General features: G+C 46.4%; 19 protein-coding genes. 5 read left to right on the forward strand and 14 right to left on the reverse strand.

Going from position 1 to position 16,628, the window contains the following annotated elements; translation table 11 throughout:
* The first annotated feature begins 34 nt into the window (after positions 1–34).
* Positions 35–1,483 (forward strand): pyruvate kinase, encoded by a 1,449-nt coding sequence (gene pyk, locus ABXT70_RS11520; protein ID WP_443640636.1) that lies wholly within the window; start codon positions 35–37, stop codon positions 1,481–1,483.
* 17 nt (positions 1,484–1,500) lie between these two features.
* Here pyk and ABXT70_RS11525 read toward each other — a convergent pair whose 3' ends face one another.
* From ABXT70_RS11525 to rpoE, 4 genes are all read right to left on the reverse strand, one after another.
* Positions 1,501–2,925 carry a DegQ family serine endoprotease gene (locus ABXT70_RS11525; protein WP_443640637.1) on the reverse strand — a complete coding sequence of 475 codons (1,425 nt, stop codon included), beginning with the start codon at positions 2,923–2,925 and terminating at the stop codon, positions 1,501–1,503.
* A gap of 136 nt (positions 2,926–3,061) precedes the next feature.
* A complete protein-coding gene (locus tag ABXT70_RS11530) occupies positions 3,062–3,562 on the reverse strand; it encodes a SoxR reducing system RseC family protein (RefSeq protein ID WP_443640638.1) in 501 nt (166 codons plus the stop codon).
* A gap of 28 nt (positions 3,563–3,590) precedes the next feature.
* Positions 3,591–4,454, reverse strand: coding sequence for a sigma-E factor negative regulatory protein (locus ABXT70_RS11535; protein WP_443640639.1), 864 nt, complete (start codon positions 4,452–4,454; stop codon positions 3,591–3,593).
* Between the two features lie 90 nt (positions 4,455–4,544).
* Positions 4,545–5,147 carry an RNA polymerase sigma factor RpoE gene (rpoE, locus tag ABXT70_RS11540; protein WP_443640640.1) on the reverse strand — a complete coding sequence of 201 codons (603 nt, stop codon included), beginning with the start codon at positions 5,145–5,147 and terminating at the stop codon, positions 4,545–4,547.
* Positions 5,148–5,358: 211 nt separating this feature from the next.
* Here rpoE and nadB point away from each other — a divergent pair, with 211 nt between their 5' ends.
* Positions 5,359–6,963, forward strand: coding sequence for an L-aspartate oxidase (gene nadB, locus ABXT70_RS11545; RefSeq protein ID WP_443640641.1), 1,605 nt, complete (start codon positions 5,359–5,361; stop codon positions 6,961–6,963).
* Here the strand turns inward: nadB and ABXT70_RS11550 are convergent.
* Both ABXT70_RS11550 and ABXT70_RS11555 read right to left on the reverse strand, forming a co-directional pair.
* Complete coding sequence (locus ABXT70_RS11550; RefSeq protein ID WP_443640642.1) at positions 6,944–7,387, reverse strand: protein YgfX; 444 nt, start codon at positions 7,385–7,387, stop codon at positions 6,944–6,946. The genes nadB and ABXT70_RS11550 overlap by 20 nt on opposite strands.
* A complete protein-coding gene (locus tag ABXT70_RS11555; protein WP_443640643.1) occupies positions 7,359–7,625 on the reverse strand; it encodes an FAD assembly factor SdhE in 267 nt (88 codons plus the stop codon). The genes ABXT70_RS11550 and ABXT70_RS11555 overlap by 29 nt, the downstream gene beginning before the upstream one ends.
* 104 nt (positions 7,626–7,729) lie before the next feature.
* On the opposite strand from ABXT70_RS11555, the gene ygfZ reads away from it, so the two are divergent.
* Complete coding sequence (gene ygfZ / locus ABXT70_RS11560; RefSeq protein WP_443640644.1) at positions 7,730–8,686, forward strand: CAF17-like 4Fe-4S cluster assembly/insertion protein YgfZ; 957 nt, start codon at positions 7,730–7,732, stop codon at positions 8,684–8,686.
* A 12-nt stretch (positions 8,687–8,698) separates the two neighbouring features.
* Here ygfZ and ABXT70_RS11565 read toward each other — a convergent pair whose 3' ends face one another.
* From ABXT70_RS11565 to prfB, 4 genes are all read right to left on the reverse strand, one after another.
* Positions 8,699–9,070, reverse strand: a complete 372-nt coding sequence (locus tag ABXT70_RS11565) for a hypothetical protein (RefSeq protein WP_443640645.1) — start codon at positions 9,068–9,070, stop codon at positions 8,699–8,701.
* Positions 9,071–9,111: 41 nt separating this feature from the next.
* A complete protein-coding gene (gene ung, locus ABXT70_RS11570; protein WP_443640646.1) occupies positions 9,112–9,861 on the reverse strand; it encodes a uracil-DNA glycosylase in 750 nt (249 codons plus the stop codon).
* Positions 9,862–9,876: 15 nt separating this feature from the next.
* The gene (gene lysS, locus ABXT70_RS11575) at positions 9,877–11,373 is read right to left on the reverse strand and encodes a lysine--tRNA ligase (RefSeq protein WP_443640647.1); all 1,497 of its coding nucleotides are present in this window, start codon (positions 11,371–11,373) and stop codon (positions 9,877–9,879) included.
* 77 nt (positions 11,374–11,450) lie between these two features.
* Positions 11,451–12,549, reverse strand: a protein-coding gene (prfB, locus tag ABXT70_RS11580) for a peptide chain release factor 2 (protein WP_443640648.1) whose coding sequence is annotated in 2 segments (ribosomal slippage) — positions 11,451–12,473 and positions 12,475–12,549 — 1,098 coding nt in all. Because the reading frame shifts where the segments join, the coding sequence is not laid out codon by codon here.
* A 212-nt stretch (positions 12,550–12,761) separates the two neighbouring features.
* On the opposite strand from prfB, the gene ABXT70_RS11585 reads away from it, so the two are divergent.
* Together ABXT70_RS11585 and ABXT70_RS11590 are read left to right on the forward strand one after the other, a co-directional pair.
* Entirely contained in the window at positions 12,762–13,457 is a 696-nt protein-coding gene (locus ABXT70_RS11585; RefSeq protein ID WP_443640649.1) for a GNAT family N-acetyltransferase, read from the forward strand.
* A gap of 51 nt (positions 13,458–13,508) precedes the next feature.
* The gene (locus ABXT70_RS11590; protein WP_443640650.1) at positions 13,509–14,366 is read left to right on the forward strand and encodes a PA4780 family RIO1-like protein kinase; all 858 of its coding nucleotides are present in this window, start codon (positions 13,509–13,511) and stop codon (positions 14,364–14,366) included.
* A 119-nt stretch (positions 14,367–14,485) separates the two neighbouring features.
* Here the strand turns inward: ABXT70_RS11590 and ABXT70_RS11595 are convergent, their stop codons facing one another.
* The 4 genes from ABXT70_RS11595 to queC are packed head-to-tail and all read right to left on the reverse strand — an operon-like array spanning position 14,486 to position 16,586.
* Positions 14,486–14,899 (reverse strand): CoA-binding protein, encoded by a 414-nt coding sequence (locus ABXT70_RS11595; protein ID WP_443640651.1) that lies wholly within the window; start codon positions 14,897–14,899, stop codon positions 14,486–14,488.
* A gap of 3 nt (positions 14,900–14,902) precedes the next feature.
* Positions 14,903–15,259 (reverse strand): 6-carboxytetrahydropterin synthase QueD, encoded by a 357-nt coding sequence (gene queD / locus ABXT70_RS11600; protein ID WP_443640652.1) that lies wholly within the window; start codon positions 15,257–15,259, stop codon positions 14,903–14,905.
* Positions 15,259–15,909, reverse strand: a complete 651-nt coding sequence (queE, locus tag ABXT70_RS11605) for a 7-carboxy-7-deazaguanine synthase (RefSeq protein ID WP_443640653.1) — start codon at positions 15,907–15,909, stop codon at positions 15,259–15,261. Before queE ends, queD begins: the two co-directional genes overlap by 1 nt.
* Entirely contained in the window at positions 15,909–16,586 is a 678-nt protein-coding gene (queC, locus tag ABXT70_RS11610) for a 7-cyano-7-deazaguanine synthase QueC (RefSeq protein ID WP_443640654.1), read from the reverse strand. The genes queE and queC overlap by 1 nt, the downstream gene beginning before the upstream one ends.
* Between the last annotated feature and the right edge of the window lie 42 nt (positions 16,587–16,628).

Consider the following 16,628-nt stretch of genomic DNA (forward strand, 5'->3'; position numbering starts at 1 on the left):
ACCACCTCATCATCAAGGACAATATCTTAATATCATGCAATTACGACGTACTAAAATTGTTGCTACTTTAGGCCCGGCCACAAGTAGCCCAGCAGTTCTCAAAAGTATTATTGCAGCCGGTACCGACGTAGTCAGGCTAAATTTTTCCCATGGCAGCCCAGCCGATCATAAACAACGAGCAGAAACGGTACTTCAAGCCGCCAAGGAGGTAGGCCGCCACGTAGCCTTGCTGGCAGATTTGCAAGGCCCTAAAGTTCGCGTTGCTCGATTTACCAACAACAAAGTGCAACTGCACGAAGGCCAAGAATTTGTATTAGATCCTTCCATGGATCTGGAAACAGGTACTGAACAAGCCGTAGGTTTGGACTTTCCTGCATTAGGCAAAGACCTCAACAAAGATGACATTCTTTTGCTGGATGACGGTCGCATCGTGCTTAAGGTTGTTCGTGTAAGCGAAGGGAAAGTCCACACCCAGGTTGAAATTGGTGGCCCACTATCTAATAACAAAGGTATCAATTTACAGGGCGGCGGCTTATCAGCACCCGCATTAACAGATAAAGACCGTGCCGACCTAATTACTGCTGCAGAAATTGGCGTAGACTATATTGCCATTTCATTTGTGCGCAATGCAGACGATATGCACGAAGCCCGCGCGTTACTTGAAAAAGCTAACAGCAATGCCAGTTTAATTGCCAAAATAGAACGCGCCGAAGCCATTAACCCTGTAGTCCTTGAAGGTATTATTGAAGCCTCTGAAGGTGTGATGGTGGCCCGAGGCGATCTAGCCGTAGAAATAGGAGATGCTCTATTAGTGGGAGTGCAAAAAGACATCATTAAACACACACGCCGCCTCAACCGTATTGTCATTACCGCAACACAAATGATGGAGTCTATGATCACTAGTCCCATGCCCACTCGTGCAGAAGTATCTGACGTTGCCAATGCAGTGATGGATGGCACGGACGCAGTAATGCTGTCTGCCGAAACCGCCGTAGGTGATTTCCCAGCCCAAACTGTAGAAGCCATGGCGAGGGTTTGCTTGGGCGCTGAGCAACACCACAAAGCTTACAAGTCATCTCACCGGCTTGATATTACCGTACACAGCATTGATGAAAGTGTTGCGTTAAGCGCCATGTATGCAGCCAACCACCTAGAAGGGGTTAAAGCCATTATTTGCATGACTCAAACAGGCAAGACCCCACTACTCATGTCACGCATACGCTCAGTCATACCCATCTTTGCCTTTACCCCACAAGCGGAAACCCAGCGCCGTGTATGCCTATACCGAGGAGTAATTACTCACCCTTTCGATTCTGAAGTATTGGATAACGCCAAGGTCAACCATATTGCTGTGGAGCAACTTAAAGAATTAGGTGTGGTGCAAGATGGCGACATCGTACTTATTACCAAAGGTGATTACGTCAAGGCCCATGGCGGCACTAATACGTTAAAAGTAGTGCGCGTGGGCAATCACATTCAGTAAATGGCCTTTCTCTGTTTTTATTGATTCAAACGAAAAGCCACAAACAGCGGTCTGCCCTCACGCACAATACGCAGCGAAATAGAACGTTGAGTAGGCAAGGCTGCTGCCAACTCAACAAACTGCTTTACGCTGGCAATACGTTGATTGGCCATGCTAGTAATGACATCTCCAGCCTTTAAACCCAACTCCTGAGCTACGCCAGCATCCACTTCTATAATTTCTATGCCATTACGGATACGCCATTCCTGCGCCTTTTCTGGCGCCAAGACTGCCACGCGCAATCCAATTCGTTCAACATACTGGCCTTGCTGAGCAGGGTTTAGGATACCCGCTACGTTTTTAGGCAGGTGTCCAATCACCACATCAACCTCTATACTTTTACCGTCTCTTACTAACTGGATAACTATGAGCTTTTCCGGTGCTATGGCACCTATAAAATGTGCCACTTGGGCAGACATGACAATGTCATGGCCATCGACCTGGGTGATTACATCTCCTGCTTGCAGGCCAGCCGCTAAGGCTGGGCTCTTGTCTAAAACTTGAGCAATTAACGCCCCTGCCGCTTTATCCAAACCAAAAGATTCTGCCAGGTCTTGGCTAACTTCTTGAATTTGCACACCCAGCCAACCTCGCGCCACCTCACCTGTTTCTCTTAACTGAGCAACTACAGAGATAGCTGTGTTACTAGGAATGGCAAAGCTAAGTCCCATAAAACCACCTGAGCGAGTATAAATTTGAGAATTAATACCTACTACTTCGCCGTCCAAGTTAAACAAAGGACCACCTGAATTACCTGGATTTATAGCTACGTCTGTTTGGATAAAAGGCACATAGGTTTCCGAACGCAGGCTACGGCCCTTGGCACTGACAATGCCGGCAGTGACCGAATAATCAAACCCAAATGGAGAACCAATAGCTAGCACCCACTCACCGACCTTAAGCTGGTCAGAGTCGGCCATTGTAAGGTAGGGTAAACCTTCAGCTTCAATTTTTAATAAAGCTAAGTCAGAACGTGGGTCGGTGCCAACCAACTCTGCTTCCATTTCACGGCGATCACTCAAAGCGACAATGATTTTATCAGCGTCCTTTACCACGTGATGGTTGGTTAATATGTATCCGTCCTCACTAATCAAAAAACCCGAACCAGAGGACCGTGCCTTAGGTGCCTGCCCTTGTTGTGGTGATTTTTGTTGTGGAAACTGGCGTTCAAAGAAGTGTTTGAATATCTCCGGCAACTGCTCTTGGCCTGGCAGTGCAAATTGACTCCCTGCAGGTTTTTGGCTGGCGACCCTAGAAGTACTAATGTTCACAACAGCCGGAGATGCCTCCTCAACTAAGCGTGTGAAATCCGGCAACTGTCCAGCCTGCGCAAGACTTGACCAAAGCAAGGAGAGCAGTAATACAGGAAGAAGTTTATAGTTCAAAGATACTAGCTTGGTCATGACGCAGTTCCTCTACAATCAAAATTGATAACTATGGAGCATACGATAGTTTTGTATAATCAGAGTCAATTTCGACCATCCTTTACAAAGTTTTGCAGTTAACAAAGCTATTTAACGAAGTTTGTCACTGACAAAATTATTCTGACGTAAAGTAAAGTTCTTGTACCTGATCTAACCGCTGCTGGCGCAAAATCATTGGCTGCCACTGGTTGGAACTTAAAACGGCATCACTTTGGCTATACCAACGCAACAATAACAAACCAAGACCTAAACCCAATAATGCAGCAACAACTGCAGCTGGCTCAGAAAGAGCCCCCCATTGAGCCAACGAAGCAAATGCCAGCATAATCATTAGCGGCATGGCAAAGGTTAACAAGCTGGCTTTGATAAAGGCTTTTTGAGGGATACCGAGGACCACTTCATCACCCACATTTAGGGCCATGTCTTGGGGTAGAGGTAATTCGATACGCGAACGTTTGCAGTCCGTGGCTTGATTCATAAGTCGCTGGCCACAGCCACTTTTCATGCTACAAGAATTACAGGTACTAAGACGTATGGTATCTAGCCAAACCGTGGTCTGATCAATGGCGTGGACATGAGCAACTTGCTCAATCATAGAATCTTGTGCATTAGACATGATGCAGCCCTGCGATCTTACGAGGTGTTTATTGAGGCGTTAAGGATACCACAGAGCTCGCCACTTGCTCGCCTTCCGCTAAACTTAATTGGCCTACTAGGGTCACAAACATTTGCTCGCCGTTATGAACCATAGACTGGCCCAAGACCAAATTGGAACCTGCAAAAGCGTGGCCCTCAGCAATAGTGCGCCCATTCAGCCCTTCAACATAAAGGGTAAAAGTAGCATCGCCATTGCTATAAGTCAGCACTTCTCTTGCGGCTTGGTCTGAAACATCTAGACTACGCTGCGTTAATACAAACCCTACTGGCAGCGTTGCTGCTAACCAGTGTGCTTCTGCCGCATTAGCTGCTTCCAAAGGTGCAGGTAAGCGAATGATTTTATTGGTGTTTTCAGCTGTAGAATAAGATGAGCCTGTGCTAGACAAGGCAATACTATTATTGCTATACCTTGGCTCTAACAAAACTACACCTTGCTGTGCAGGAATTACTTGTGGCTGAACTGCCACACCAATACGCTGAGCACCCAATACCATAACCATGGTGACACTTGCCGCTACCGCTAACCCAGCAACAGGTTGCCAGAATCGATCAAACTTGCTGATTTTTGATGCCGTGAGCGAGTTCGAGTAAGATGACGATTGAGTATAAGTTGCCTCTGCATCAATTGCATTCCGCACACGGTGCGCCAAATCAATTTCTAATGAGGCCTGAGTTGCTTCACGCTTTAGGGCCGCGCTAGCAAGCTGATAGCGTGCCCATTGCAACCTCACTTGCTCATCGTCTTGACTGGCTTTAAGCACACGCTGAAGCTCTAGTGGCTGGGCAGCATCATCCATCACTGCAGATAATGATTCGCGTATTGACTGAGCATTGATTTTAGTGGGTGTCAAAAGATCGTTTCCTAAATTTAACTTACTGAATTTGGACGTCAAAAAGGACGTTTGGTTCAATTTAATTTTTCAAAGCCTTGAAATAGATCGCTAATCACGATCCATAAGCTTTGCCACTTCTTTGTCTATGGCATCTCGAGCACGAAATATACGTGAACGCACGGTGCCAACAGGACAATCCATCACTTCGGCAATTTGCTCATAGCTCATGCCTTCAAACTCCCTCAGGGTTAATGCTGTCTTTAGGTCATCTGGCAATTTTTCTAGGGTGGCAAACACTTTGTCTTGTAATTGATCACGAGCCATGAGGTTTTCGGGGGTATCAACGTCAGCCATAATGTCTGCACTGCCGTAGTCACCGTATTCGTTGGCTTCTACATCCACATCAGGTGGTCTGCGATTACGTGCCACTAAATAGTTTTTTGCAGTGTTAATTGCAATCCGGTAAAGCCATGTATAAAACTGGCTATCACCGCGGAAATTAGCCAACGCACGGTAGGCTTTAATAAATGCCTCTTGGCTTACATCCATGGCCTCATGGTGATCTTTCACGTAACGGCCCACTAAACTAATAATTTTGTGCTGATATTTAAGCACTAGCAAATCAAAGGCACGCTTATCGCCAGCTTGTACTCGTTCGACAAGCTGTTGATCTGATGGGGCGGTCGACGGCAAAGCCTTTACATTAGGCACTTAGATTTCCTTATCTAGACTGCTGTAAGTATACAATTAACAAAATACTTCCAATTGAACAATAGAATAACAGTACAACAGATTAACCCAGCTGGCGCGAAATTCAAGTCACATCTGGCGAGTTAAGACTTATATCGTACTCTATAAGCGTTTAACCCTGCCTCTGTCCACGCTATAATGGGTTACCCTGACAAATTTGTTAAACTACCCTATGCAACAAGACTTCCAATACGATGTACTTATCATTGGTTCAGGTGCGGCCGGGCTCAGTTTGGGTTTACAGTTAGCTACTACCAAAAAAGTAGCCGTGATCAGTAAAGATGAATTAAATGCTGGCTCCTCAGCTTGGGCGCAAGGTGGCATTGCGGCGGTACTAGATCAACAAGACCGCATCGACAATCATATCCAAGACACCCTTATTGCAGGTGCCAACCTTGGTAATCCAGAAGCTATACAGTTCACCGTAAAGCAAGCCAAAGCCAGCGTAGACTGGCTTATTGAACAGCGCGTGCCTTTCACCCAAGACCGGCATGATGCCTCGGGTTACCACCTAACCCAGGAAGGCGGTCATAGCCATCGCCGCATTATTCATGCCGCAGACTGGACAGGACTCGCTGTGACTAATACCCTGCTTGAACGCGCCACAGAAGCCCCAAACTTGCATTTATTATGCCATCAAGTGGCCGTAGACCTTATCACACATGCCAAGCTAGGCATGCCTGGCAACCGTTGTTTAGGTGCCTATGTGCTGAATCAAAAAACTGGTCACGTGAATACCTTTAAGGCTCAGTGTGTCATTTTAGCAACAGGTGGCGCCAGTAAGGTTTACCTCTACACCAGCAACCCAGACGGCTCATCTGGCGATGGCATTGCCATGGCTTGGCGAGCAGGTTGTCGAGTAGCCAACATGGAATTTAACCAATTTCACCCCACTTGCCTCTATCACACACAAGCAAAATCATTTCTAATATCCGAAGCTATACGCGGTGAAGGTGGCAAGCTAATACTGGCTAATGGCGAGCCTTTTATGCAGCGTTTCGATGAACGTTTAGAACTCGCTCCGAGAGATATCGTTGCCCGTGCCATAGACCATGAAATGAAACGTCTTGGTGATGACTGCGTTTATCTAGACATTAGCCACCGTGGCCGAGAGTTTATACAATCCCACTTCCCCACCATTTATCAGCGCTGCATGGACCTTGGTATCGACATTGCCACCGACCCCATCCCAGTTGTTCCTGCAGCCCACTATACCTGCGGTGGCATTATCACCAACCAAGATGGCATGACTGACATCGAAGGCCTTTACGCCGTAGGTGAAACAGCGTTCACAGGGTTACATGGCGCCAACCGCTTGGCGAGCAATTCATTACTCGAATGTTTTGTATATGGCCACGCTGCAGCTCGACACATTGAAACTAATTGGACAGAAGCCGCACTAAGCAGTGTTATTCCACCGTGGGATGAAAGCCAAGTGAAAGATTCCGATGAAGATGTCATCATTTCCCATAATTGGGACGAGTTACGTCGTTTTATGTGGGATTACGTGGGAATTGTACGGACGGACAAACGCTTGACTCGAGCCCAGCACCGCGTGGAAATGTTGTTGAGTGAAATTAATGAGTTTTATAGCAATTACCGCATCAGTGGCGATCTCATTGAGCTGCGTAATTTAGCCTTAGTGGCATCCATCATTATCCACAGCGCCCAGCAACGCAAAGAAAGCCGTGGCTTACACTACACCTTAGATTACCCCCACACCTTGCCTGTGGCCCGCAACACCATTTTGACGCCGTCTAATTTTGATTGGCATTAGGGTTTTGGTTATGCCAACGGCCGAATACTCTTAGTTTACGAAGCACATCTGCTGGACCACTATCAGCCATTAAGGGCCACCAAAATTTACGCCCATCTGCAGCTATTATATGCAGGGTAATAAAGTAAGGGTTAAAGGCAGACTTAGTCATAATACGTCCACTCACCTGATCACCATTTTTTAAATAGCAACAAACCTCATCTGGCGTCCAGCTCATTGCTACCACACTAGTGTTAGATTTGAGCCAGGCGTAACGCCACACCCAACGGCCAATCACTACTGCTGCCAACGCTGGATACACTAGTGCAAGCCAAGACCAGTTAAACATACCCATGCCACACAGACTCAACACCACCCATACCATCGCGGAGACTCGAGCAAGATGTACCGAAGCCTTAAGCTGGAATTTGGCTCGACTTAGCATAGTCTTTCACTTGCTTAACCATAGCGGCTAGTTCTTTATCGCTACTAGTGGCGTGACCCATAAACCAGGTAAACAAGTCGGGGTCTTGCTGGCTTAATAGACGCACATAAATTTGCTGCTGGTCAGCGCTAATTAATGGCAACGCATGCACGGCAAATGGCCCTAGCAAAATATCTAACTCCCACATGCCACGGCGGCTATGCCAAACTTGTCGCTTTAATTCTGTTTCGTTCAACATTGAATTCCTCTGTCGTAACACATACCATAGACACTAAGCTTTCATTTTAGCGCAAACTGTCAACGCATGCCTGTTAGGCATCAAATTTTAGATCACTTAAAACCATGAAACAGACCTATTTTTGTCCATTAAATCATTTTGGCAGTGTTAGCTTAACCGGCCAAGATGCAAAAACATTTTTACAAGGCCAAGTTACCTGTGACGTAAGTAACGTCAGCACATCACAAGGCCAAGCTGGCGCTTACTGCACCCCAAAAGGCAACGTTATTGCCAACTTCGACTTAGTAGCACATACGGATACTCTGCTGCTGCACATGCCCTTAAGCATGGTGGATACTGTGCAAAAGGCCATGGCTAAGTACATTGTATTTTCTAACGCAGACCTCCACGATGCCAGTACTGACTGGTGCCGTTTCGCTGTGTGGGGTGACGATGCCATAGCCTGTATTAATGACATTTTTGGCTCGGTGCCAGAGAGCCACCTTACCACTGTTCAAAACCAAGACCGTTTGGCTTGGAGCAACAACGCAGACAGCAGCGAATTCATTGTCTATTGTCACCCCAATACTAAAGCACAGGTCACAGCCACTTTAGAGCAGTGGGCTAGTTTAACAGAAGTGCATGCTTGGGAAGCTCGGCAAATCAATCAAGGGCTGGTTTACGTCACTCCAGACATCAGCGACAGCTACGTACCACAAATGCTTAATTTACAGGCCACAGGTGCCATCAACTTTAACAAGGGCTGTTACACTGGCCAAGAAATTGTGGCGCGAATGCAGTACTTAGGCAAACTTAAGCGCCATTTATTTATCGGCCAAGTAACCACAAATCACGCTTTAGAAGTGGGCCAACAAATTAATGCTAGTAAACGAAAAAATGTAGGCCGCATCACTAGTTTTTCTACTACTGGCGAAAATACTTACACTTTTACCGCAGTCATTAATATTTCGGAGGCGCAGGACAATCAGCTGCACTTGCATGAACAAGAGGGCACTGCCATTTCCCTGTTGCCACTGCCCTATGAAATTGATCCACAAGTATTCGAGCGCATTAGGCTCTAAATAGAGTTGGAATTATGGTTGATGTGAGTTTTTACGCCGCACCAGAATACGAGTGGCTATAGCGATTGGCATAGCATTGAAAAAGATCAAGGTGCTCAAAATCACTCGCATCAAGTCGCTGCCGTCCCGGTAGTGGGTCTTGTTGCCAGCCAGATAGGCTTGGTAGCAGTGGTCTGATCCATCAAGAGGCAAGAAGGTATAATTAATCACCCACTCCAATAAACGCCAGTAATTTTGCCTCGCAGGGTTAGCATGACGGGCATTGTAACCCACTCGTGCGGAAATGGTTGAGTCCGCATAACCACCAGCCAAGGCGTTACCTAACTGGTCAATTGCAATGAGCACGGTATAGAGCCAGCCGCGATAAACTGATGTGTCTGCCATGATTAAATCCTGTATTTACACAACTATAAGCATAGCAGATATCATAATAATTGAATTTGACTAGGCTCGGTTAGAACTGGTGTGCGTTGCCAATCGATTGCTTTGAGCCCCTGCTCTACCAAATACATATTGGCCTTAGAAAAATGACCACAACCAAAGAACCCTCGATAGGCCGATAAAGGTGAGGGGTGAACGGCTTCAAGAACACAGTGTTTTTTAGCATCAATGAGGCCCGCCTTTTTCTGTGCAGGTTTACCCCACAGCATAAACACCACCCCTGTCCGTTGCTCATTGAGCGCTCTAATCACATGTTCCGTAAGGCTTTCCCAACCCCTACCTTGGTGGGCACCCGCTCGGCTCGACTCTACGGTCAGTACTGTATTTAACAGCAATACCCCTTGTTGCGCCCATTGGGTTAAATCGCCATGGGTAGCTAGTTGAATAGCTAAATCTGCCTTTAGCTCTTTAAGTATATTACGTAATGACGGCGGCGTATTAATACCTTTATTAACGGAGAAACTTAAACCATGTGCTTGGGGCTGCCCTTGCTCAAATCCGTGGTATGGATCTTGACCCAAAATAACCACTTTAACCTGCTTAAAAGGGGTTGATTTAAAGGCGTTAAACCAATCTTTTTGAGGCGGTAAAAGGTCAATTTTCTGATCTAGCTGACCTTGGAGGAAGGTGGCTAACACTTCCACTTGCGGCTGTTTTAAACAGGGCTGCAACACCTTGAGCCAGCCCTCATCGAGCTGTTCTAGGTGTGCATTTTTCCAAATGGACTGAACCATTGTTTGATAAAGGGGCTATTTAGCTTCAGGACGCATGTGCGGGAACAACAACACGTCACGAATAGAAGGAGCATCAGTAAATAGCATCACTAAGCGGTCAATGCCAATACCTTCGCCCGCTGTGGGTGGCATACCATACTCTAGGGCCACTATATAGTCTGCATCATAATGCATAGCTTCATCATCACCCGCATCTTTGTCAGCCACTTGAGCCAAGAAACGTTCGGCTTGGTCTTCAGCATCGTTAAGCTCTGAGAAACCGTTGGCAATCTCACGACCACCTACAAAGAACTCAAAACGATCTGTCACAAATGGGTCAAGATCGTTACGACGCGCTAAAGGAGAAACTTCAGCGGGATATTGAGTAATAAAGGTGGGCTGATCTAAGCGATCTTCTACAGTCTTTTCGAAGATTTCGATTTGCACCTTACCCAAACCAAAATATGGCTTAAGTGGAATCCCCAGGCCTTCAGCAATAACCCGCGCACCCGCTTCATCAGCCAACTCTGCTGCCTTAATGTCTGGGTTATAATGTAAAATAGAATCAAACACAGAGATGCGCGTAAACGGCTGGGCGAAATCATACTCGCTACCTTGGTATGTTACTTTACTGTTGCCCAGAACAGACTCGGCAATGTGTCGCAACATGCCTTCTGTTAAGTCCATTAGGTCACAGTAATCAGCATAGGACCAGTAGAACTCCAACATAGTGAATTCTGGATTATGGCGAGTGGACAGACCTTCGTTACGGAAATTACGGTTAATTTCAAACACCCGCTCAAAGCCACCCACAACTAAACGCTTAAGGTAAAGCTCTGGGGCAATACGCAAATACATATCACGGTCTAGTGCATTGTGATGGGTGATGAATGGGCGGGCAGATGCGCCGCCAGGAATCACCTGCATCATCGGTGTTTCTACTTCCATGAACTCGCGGGTGATTAAATACTGGCGAATAGCTTCTACAATGCGCGTACGAATAATAAAAGTATTACGGGACTCTTCATTAACGATAAGGTCTACGTAACGCTGGCGATAGCGCATTTCTTGGTCTGCAAGACCGTGGTGTTTATCTGGCAACGGACGCAACGCTTTGGTTAATAGCTGTGGGTCAGACATGTCCACAAACAAGTCACCTTTGCCAGATTTTTGTAAAATACCCACCACACCTACAATATCACCTAGATCCCACGTCTTAATGTCAGCCAACTGTTCTAGTGCCAAACCTTTGCGGTTTACATAAAGTTGGATACGACCAGACACATCCTGAATTTCCATAAACGCACCGCGGTTACGAATTATACGGCCGGCAACCTTAACAGGCAGGGCTAAAGCTTCTAACTCAGGTTTATCTTTTTCGCCGTGAGTATCTTGGAGATCTTGGGCGTAGCTGTCTCGGCGAAAATCGTTTGGAAACGCATTTCCTTCTTCTCGACGCTTGGCTAATTTGGCACGACGCTCAGCAATCAGTTTGTTGTCATCTTGCATTAAACTTTCGTTAGTATCATTCATAGGTCTAGGTTCTACAATTGTGTAATGTTCTTTACTAGGTTGTTAACTGTGTATTGGCTTTTATGACAAACCTGCGCTTACAAACCAGCTTTCAGGCTGGCAACAATGAACTGGTCTAAGTCACCATCCAACACTTTATCACAACCACCGGTTTGTACGTTGGTGCGGAGGTCTTTAATGCGCTGATCATCCAGCACATAGGAACGGATCTGGCTACCCCAGCCAATGTCAGATTTAGTGTCTTCTAAAGCTTGGGAGGCTTCTTGACGCTTAAGCATTTCTTGCTCGTACAATTTAGCACGTAACTGTTTCATAGCCGAATCACGGTTTTGGTGTTGCGAGCGCTGATTCTGACACTGCACCACAATACCCGAAGGAGCGTGGGTTAAACGGACGGCAGAATCAGTCTTGTTAACATGCTGACCACCGGCGCCACTGGCACGGTAGGTATCTACCCGCAAGTCTGCTGGATTAATTTCGATGTCGATGTTGTCGTCAATTTCTGGAGATACAAATACCGAAGCAAACGAAGTATGGCGTCGGCTGCTAGAATCAAACGGAGACTTACGCACTAACCGGTGTACGCCAGTTTCTGTGCGTAACCAGCCAAAGGCATAGTCACCTTCAAAACGGATGGTGGCACTTTTGATGCCTGCAACATCACCGTCACTTACTTCCATAAGCTCTACTTTAAACCCTTTTTGCTCGCCCCAACGCAGGTACATACGCAAAATAATACTGGCCCAATCCTGAGCTTCAGTGCCGCCAGAGCCTGATTGAATATCTAAGAAGGCAGCATTCGGATCCATTTCACCAGAGAACATGCGCCTAAACTCCAGCTTCTCTAAACTAGTCGTTAACGCATCTAGTTCAGGCTGAACCTCGTTTAGGGTGTCTTCGTCGTTTTCTTCAACAGCCAGATCAAGTAATTCTCGAGCATCTACTAAGCCGCTGTCCATGGTGTCGATGGTATTCACCACCCCTTCAAGCAATGAGCGTTCTTTACCTAAAGCCTGGGCTCGTTCGGCATCATTCCATACATCTGGTTGCTCAAGCTCACGTTCTACTTCAACTAAACGTTCTTGTTTACCAACATAGTCAAAGATACCCCCTAAGCACATGTGTGCGCTCAGCAAGGTCTTTCATGGCTTGGATGTAGGGATTGATTTCAAACATTATGTTGTACCGGAAAGCGGTCGCGCAAGTTAGTGCAGAATTATGGCCGCATTATACCCGATAGTGGCGATTTAGGGCACCGTTTCCCTATGCCTTTATAAGTCACTTCACAGAGGCATTTTTAGCCAATGTATTGGATCAACATTAAAGTCATTTGTTTTTTTCCAAAGATCACCTAATATTACACAACTTTCTATTATGCAGGTGTGTTTATGTCTACCCGTCACAATTCTCTAGGCCAAGAAATTGGCTCTTCGTTGCCCACTTGGAACACCTGTCCAAAGCCAGCCAACAAAACTATGGTGGGTGCCTATTGCCGATTAGAGGCTCTTGATGCAACACGCCATGGTGAAGACTTATGGCAGGCCTATAGTGCTGACACAGAAGACCGCATTTGGACTTATTTACCTTATGGCCCCTTCACCACCCAAACCGAACTTAAACAGTGGTTAACCGACCATAGTGCAATCCAGGACCCTCTGTTTTACGCCATCATCAGCACTTCTAGCGGCAAAGCTGTGGGCATAGCAACCTATTTACGCATTCAGCCAGCAGCGGGTGTTATTGAGGTGGGCCACATTAATTACTCCCCCGCCCTGCAGGCAACCACAGCGGCCACAGAAGCCATGTACTTAATGATGAAAAACGCCTTTGATTTGGGCTACCGTCGTTATGAATGGAAGTGTGATAATTTAAACTTACATTCCAAGAAAGCCGCCCGACGCCTAGGCTTTAGCTTTGACGGCCTATTTAAGCAAGCTGCGGTCTACAAAGGCCGTAATAGAGACACCGCGTGGTTTTCTATACTTGATACACAGTGGCCTGCCATACAGGCAGAATATGAGCGCTGGCTGGCCGCCGACAACTTCACTGTTGATGGAATACAGCTAAGCAAATTAAGCACATAACGTGCGCACATTCTGTATTCCATCCCCATTTAACTCATGTACAATAGCGCTATGAAAATTCCAAAACGAATACTTCCACTGGTCGAAAACGGTTTAGTAGACGAAGTGATCCGCGCCTTAATGAGTGGCAAAGAAGCCGATGTCTTTGTAGTGCGCTGTGGATCTGAAATCCGTTGTGCAAAAATTTACAAAGCACCTGAAAAACGAGCGTTTAAGCAGGCAGTCACCTACCAGGAAGGGCGAAAAGTTCGCAACAGCCGCAGAAGCCGCGCCATGGGCAAAGGCTCAAAATTTGGCCGCGAGCAACAGGAAGAAGTGTGGCAATCTGCCGAGGTATCTGCACTGTACAAGCTGGCCGACATTGGTGTTCGTGTACCCAAACCATATGGTTGTTTTGATGGTGTGTTATTGATGGAGCTAATTACCTATGGCGATGGCGACGTAGCCCCTCGCCTAAACGATGTGTCCATGACTGAAGAACAAGCACTAGCAGACCATGAAACCCTTATGCACGACATTATGCGCATGCTGTGCGCAGGTTTAGTTCATGGAGACCTTTCGCCGTTTAACGTGCTGGTAGACGATCATGGCCCGGTTATTATAGACCTGCCACAAGCTGTGGATGCAGCCGCAAATAATAATGCACAAAGCATGCACCAGCGCGATGTAGAAAACATTACTAACTACTATGCCCAATATGCACCCCAACTAAGCAACACCCGTTATGCCCCAGAAATGTGGGCTTTATTTGAAGCGGGCGAGCTACAACCCAACACCCAACTGACTGGGCACTTTGAAGAAGATACTGAATCAGCTGACGTCGATACCGTTCTGGAAGAAATCAAACAGGCGTTTATTGAAGAACAAAACAGGTTGGAACGTATTAGGGAAGCCGAGTCGGCGGGTTAGAAAACTCCACCGCAATTTTTAGAAAATTAAAATTTACCAACAGCCAATTCGTGGCTATCTATAAATGTGAGTTTGTTTGATGGGCATATAGTAGGGCGGTGCAGCACAATTGATTGTGGTTAATTAAACTTACGAAACTCAATTTTTGGGCAGCGGTCCATCACCACAGTAATACCTGCAGCCCTTGCTTTAGCTGCTGCGTCGGCATGGTAAATACCTAACTGCATCCACATCACCTTAGCACCTTTAGCAACGACCTCATCAGCCAAGGCAGGCATAGCCTCGCAGGCACGGAAACAATCCACCATATCCACGTCAAAGGGGATAGACGCAAGGCTTGAGTAGCAGGTTAAACCTAATATTTTTTGATGTAGCGGGTTTACTGGGATCACTTGATAACCTTGGTGCTGCAAATACAAGGCAACTTGATGACTTGCGCGATGGGGTTTGGGGGACAAACCCACCACAGCAACGGTTTTTACCTGATCCCGTATATGTTTGATGTCGCTATTAGTCAAACCATCTATAGCCATGGGTTATAAGCCTATATAAACGCAGCCAGAAGTACAGGTTTCTTTCAACTCTAAGCGTGAAAGCTGAGGCAATAGAGGTTTAAGCTGCTGCCAAATCCACTGCACCATAACTTCACTGGTAGGGTTTTCTAGGCCTTTGATGTCGTTCAAATAGTGATGGTCTAACTGTTCGTACAGTGGCTTAAATATTTGTTTAATATCGCCAAAATCCATGATCCAGCCTGTTGTTTCACCCACGGGGCCAGAAACAACAATACGCAACTGAAAGGTGTGGCCATGCAGACGCCCACACTTATGTCCTGCTGGTACGTTAGGCAAAACGTGAGCTGAATCAAAACTAAAGTCTTTGTATATTTCCATTAACGGATGCCTGTAATTTTGTGAGTTTGCAAACTCAAACGCCATTGCGGATGCTGCAAACAATAATCGATGGTTTGTTGCACGTAGTTATCGTCGTCGTTAGAGGTTGCAATATACGACTTATCTAACGGTTGTAGGTAGTGATTTTCAAAATCAAAATCAATGAACTGTTCAGGCATCGCCAAACGCTGCGGGTATACCAGTTTAAGCTCATGACCTTTGGTTTGCACTATTTTGGAACTGCCTTTAGGACTTACACAAATCCAATCTATACTAGCAGGTACTGGCAAAGTGCCATTGGTTTCTATGGCGATTTCAAACCCTTGATCATGTAATACATGCACCAAAATTTCGTTTACCTGCAACATGGGTTCACCACCTGTGAGTACCACAAGTGGATGGCCTGGCATACCTTCTGGCCAGCAGCTAGCAATTAATTGAGCCAGCTCTTGCGCCGAATAGCGGCCACCTAACATGCCATCTACACCGACAAAATCTGTGTCGCAAAAGTCACAAATGCTAGCACCACGGCGAGCTTCGCTACCCGTCCACAAGTTACAGCCAGCAAAACGGCAAAACACAGCAGGTCGCCCTGCTTGCCGGCCTTCCCCTTGCAGGGTGTAAAAGATTTCTTTAACGGAATACAACATCACAGCGTCTCGTAGCGCACGGGGTCTGTAAGGCCCACTTTAGCAAACGCTTCTAAACGTTCTACACAAGAGCCACATTTACCACAGGCTTTTTCTTGGCCTAGGTAACAGGTCCACGTTTGGCCATAATCTAAGCCCATGTTTAAGCCTACTTCAAGAATAGTTAGTTTAGTTTGGTGCAAGAAGGGGCTAATAATTTGTACATCATCATAGTTGGCAATAGAAGAGACAATGTTCATAGCGTCCACAAATTCAGGTCGGCAGTCTGGGTAAATATCATGGTCACCGGAATGGGCACCATAAAACACTTCCGTAGACCCCAACGACACGGCGTAACCGATGGCTAAGGACAATAAGATCATATTGCGGTTAGGCACCACAGTAGACTTCATGTTGTCTTCTTCGTATTCGCCCGTGGGAATATCAATTTCTGTGGAGGTAAGGGAAGATCCCTGCAACAACTGATTAATAGCGGTAATGTCCACCAGCTTATGAGAGACCCCTAAATCTGCGCAAACTTTTACAGCCACATCTAACTCTTTACTATGGCGTTGCCCATAGTTAAACGACACTGCGTAAACCTTGTAACCTTGTTGCAGAGCGAGGTGTAATACGGTGTAGGAATCCATTCCACCAGAATAGATAACGACCGCTTTTGGTTTGGCTTTTGGTTCCATAGTACGGCTAATCTGCAATACAAATAATTAAGCCGCGCAGTA

The organism is Candidatus Njordibacter sp. Uisw_039 (assembly GCF_047730075.1).
GTDB lineage: Bacteria > Pseudomonadota > Gammaproteobacteria > Pseudomonadales > Balneatricaceae > Njordibacter.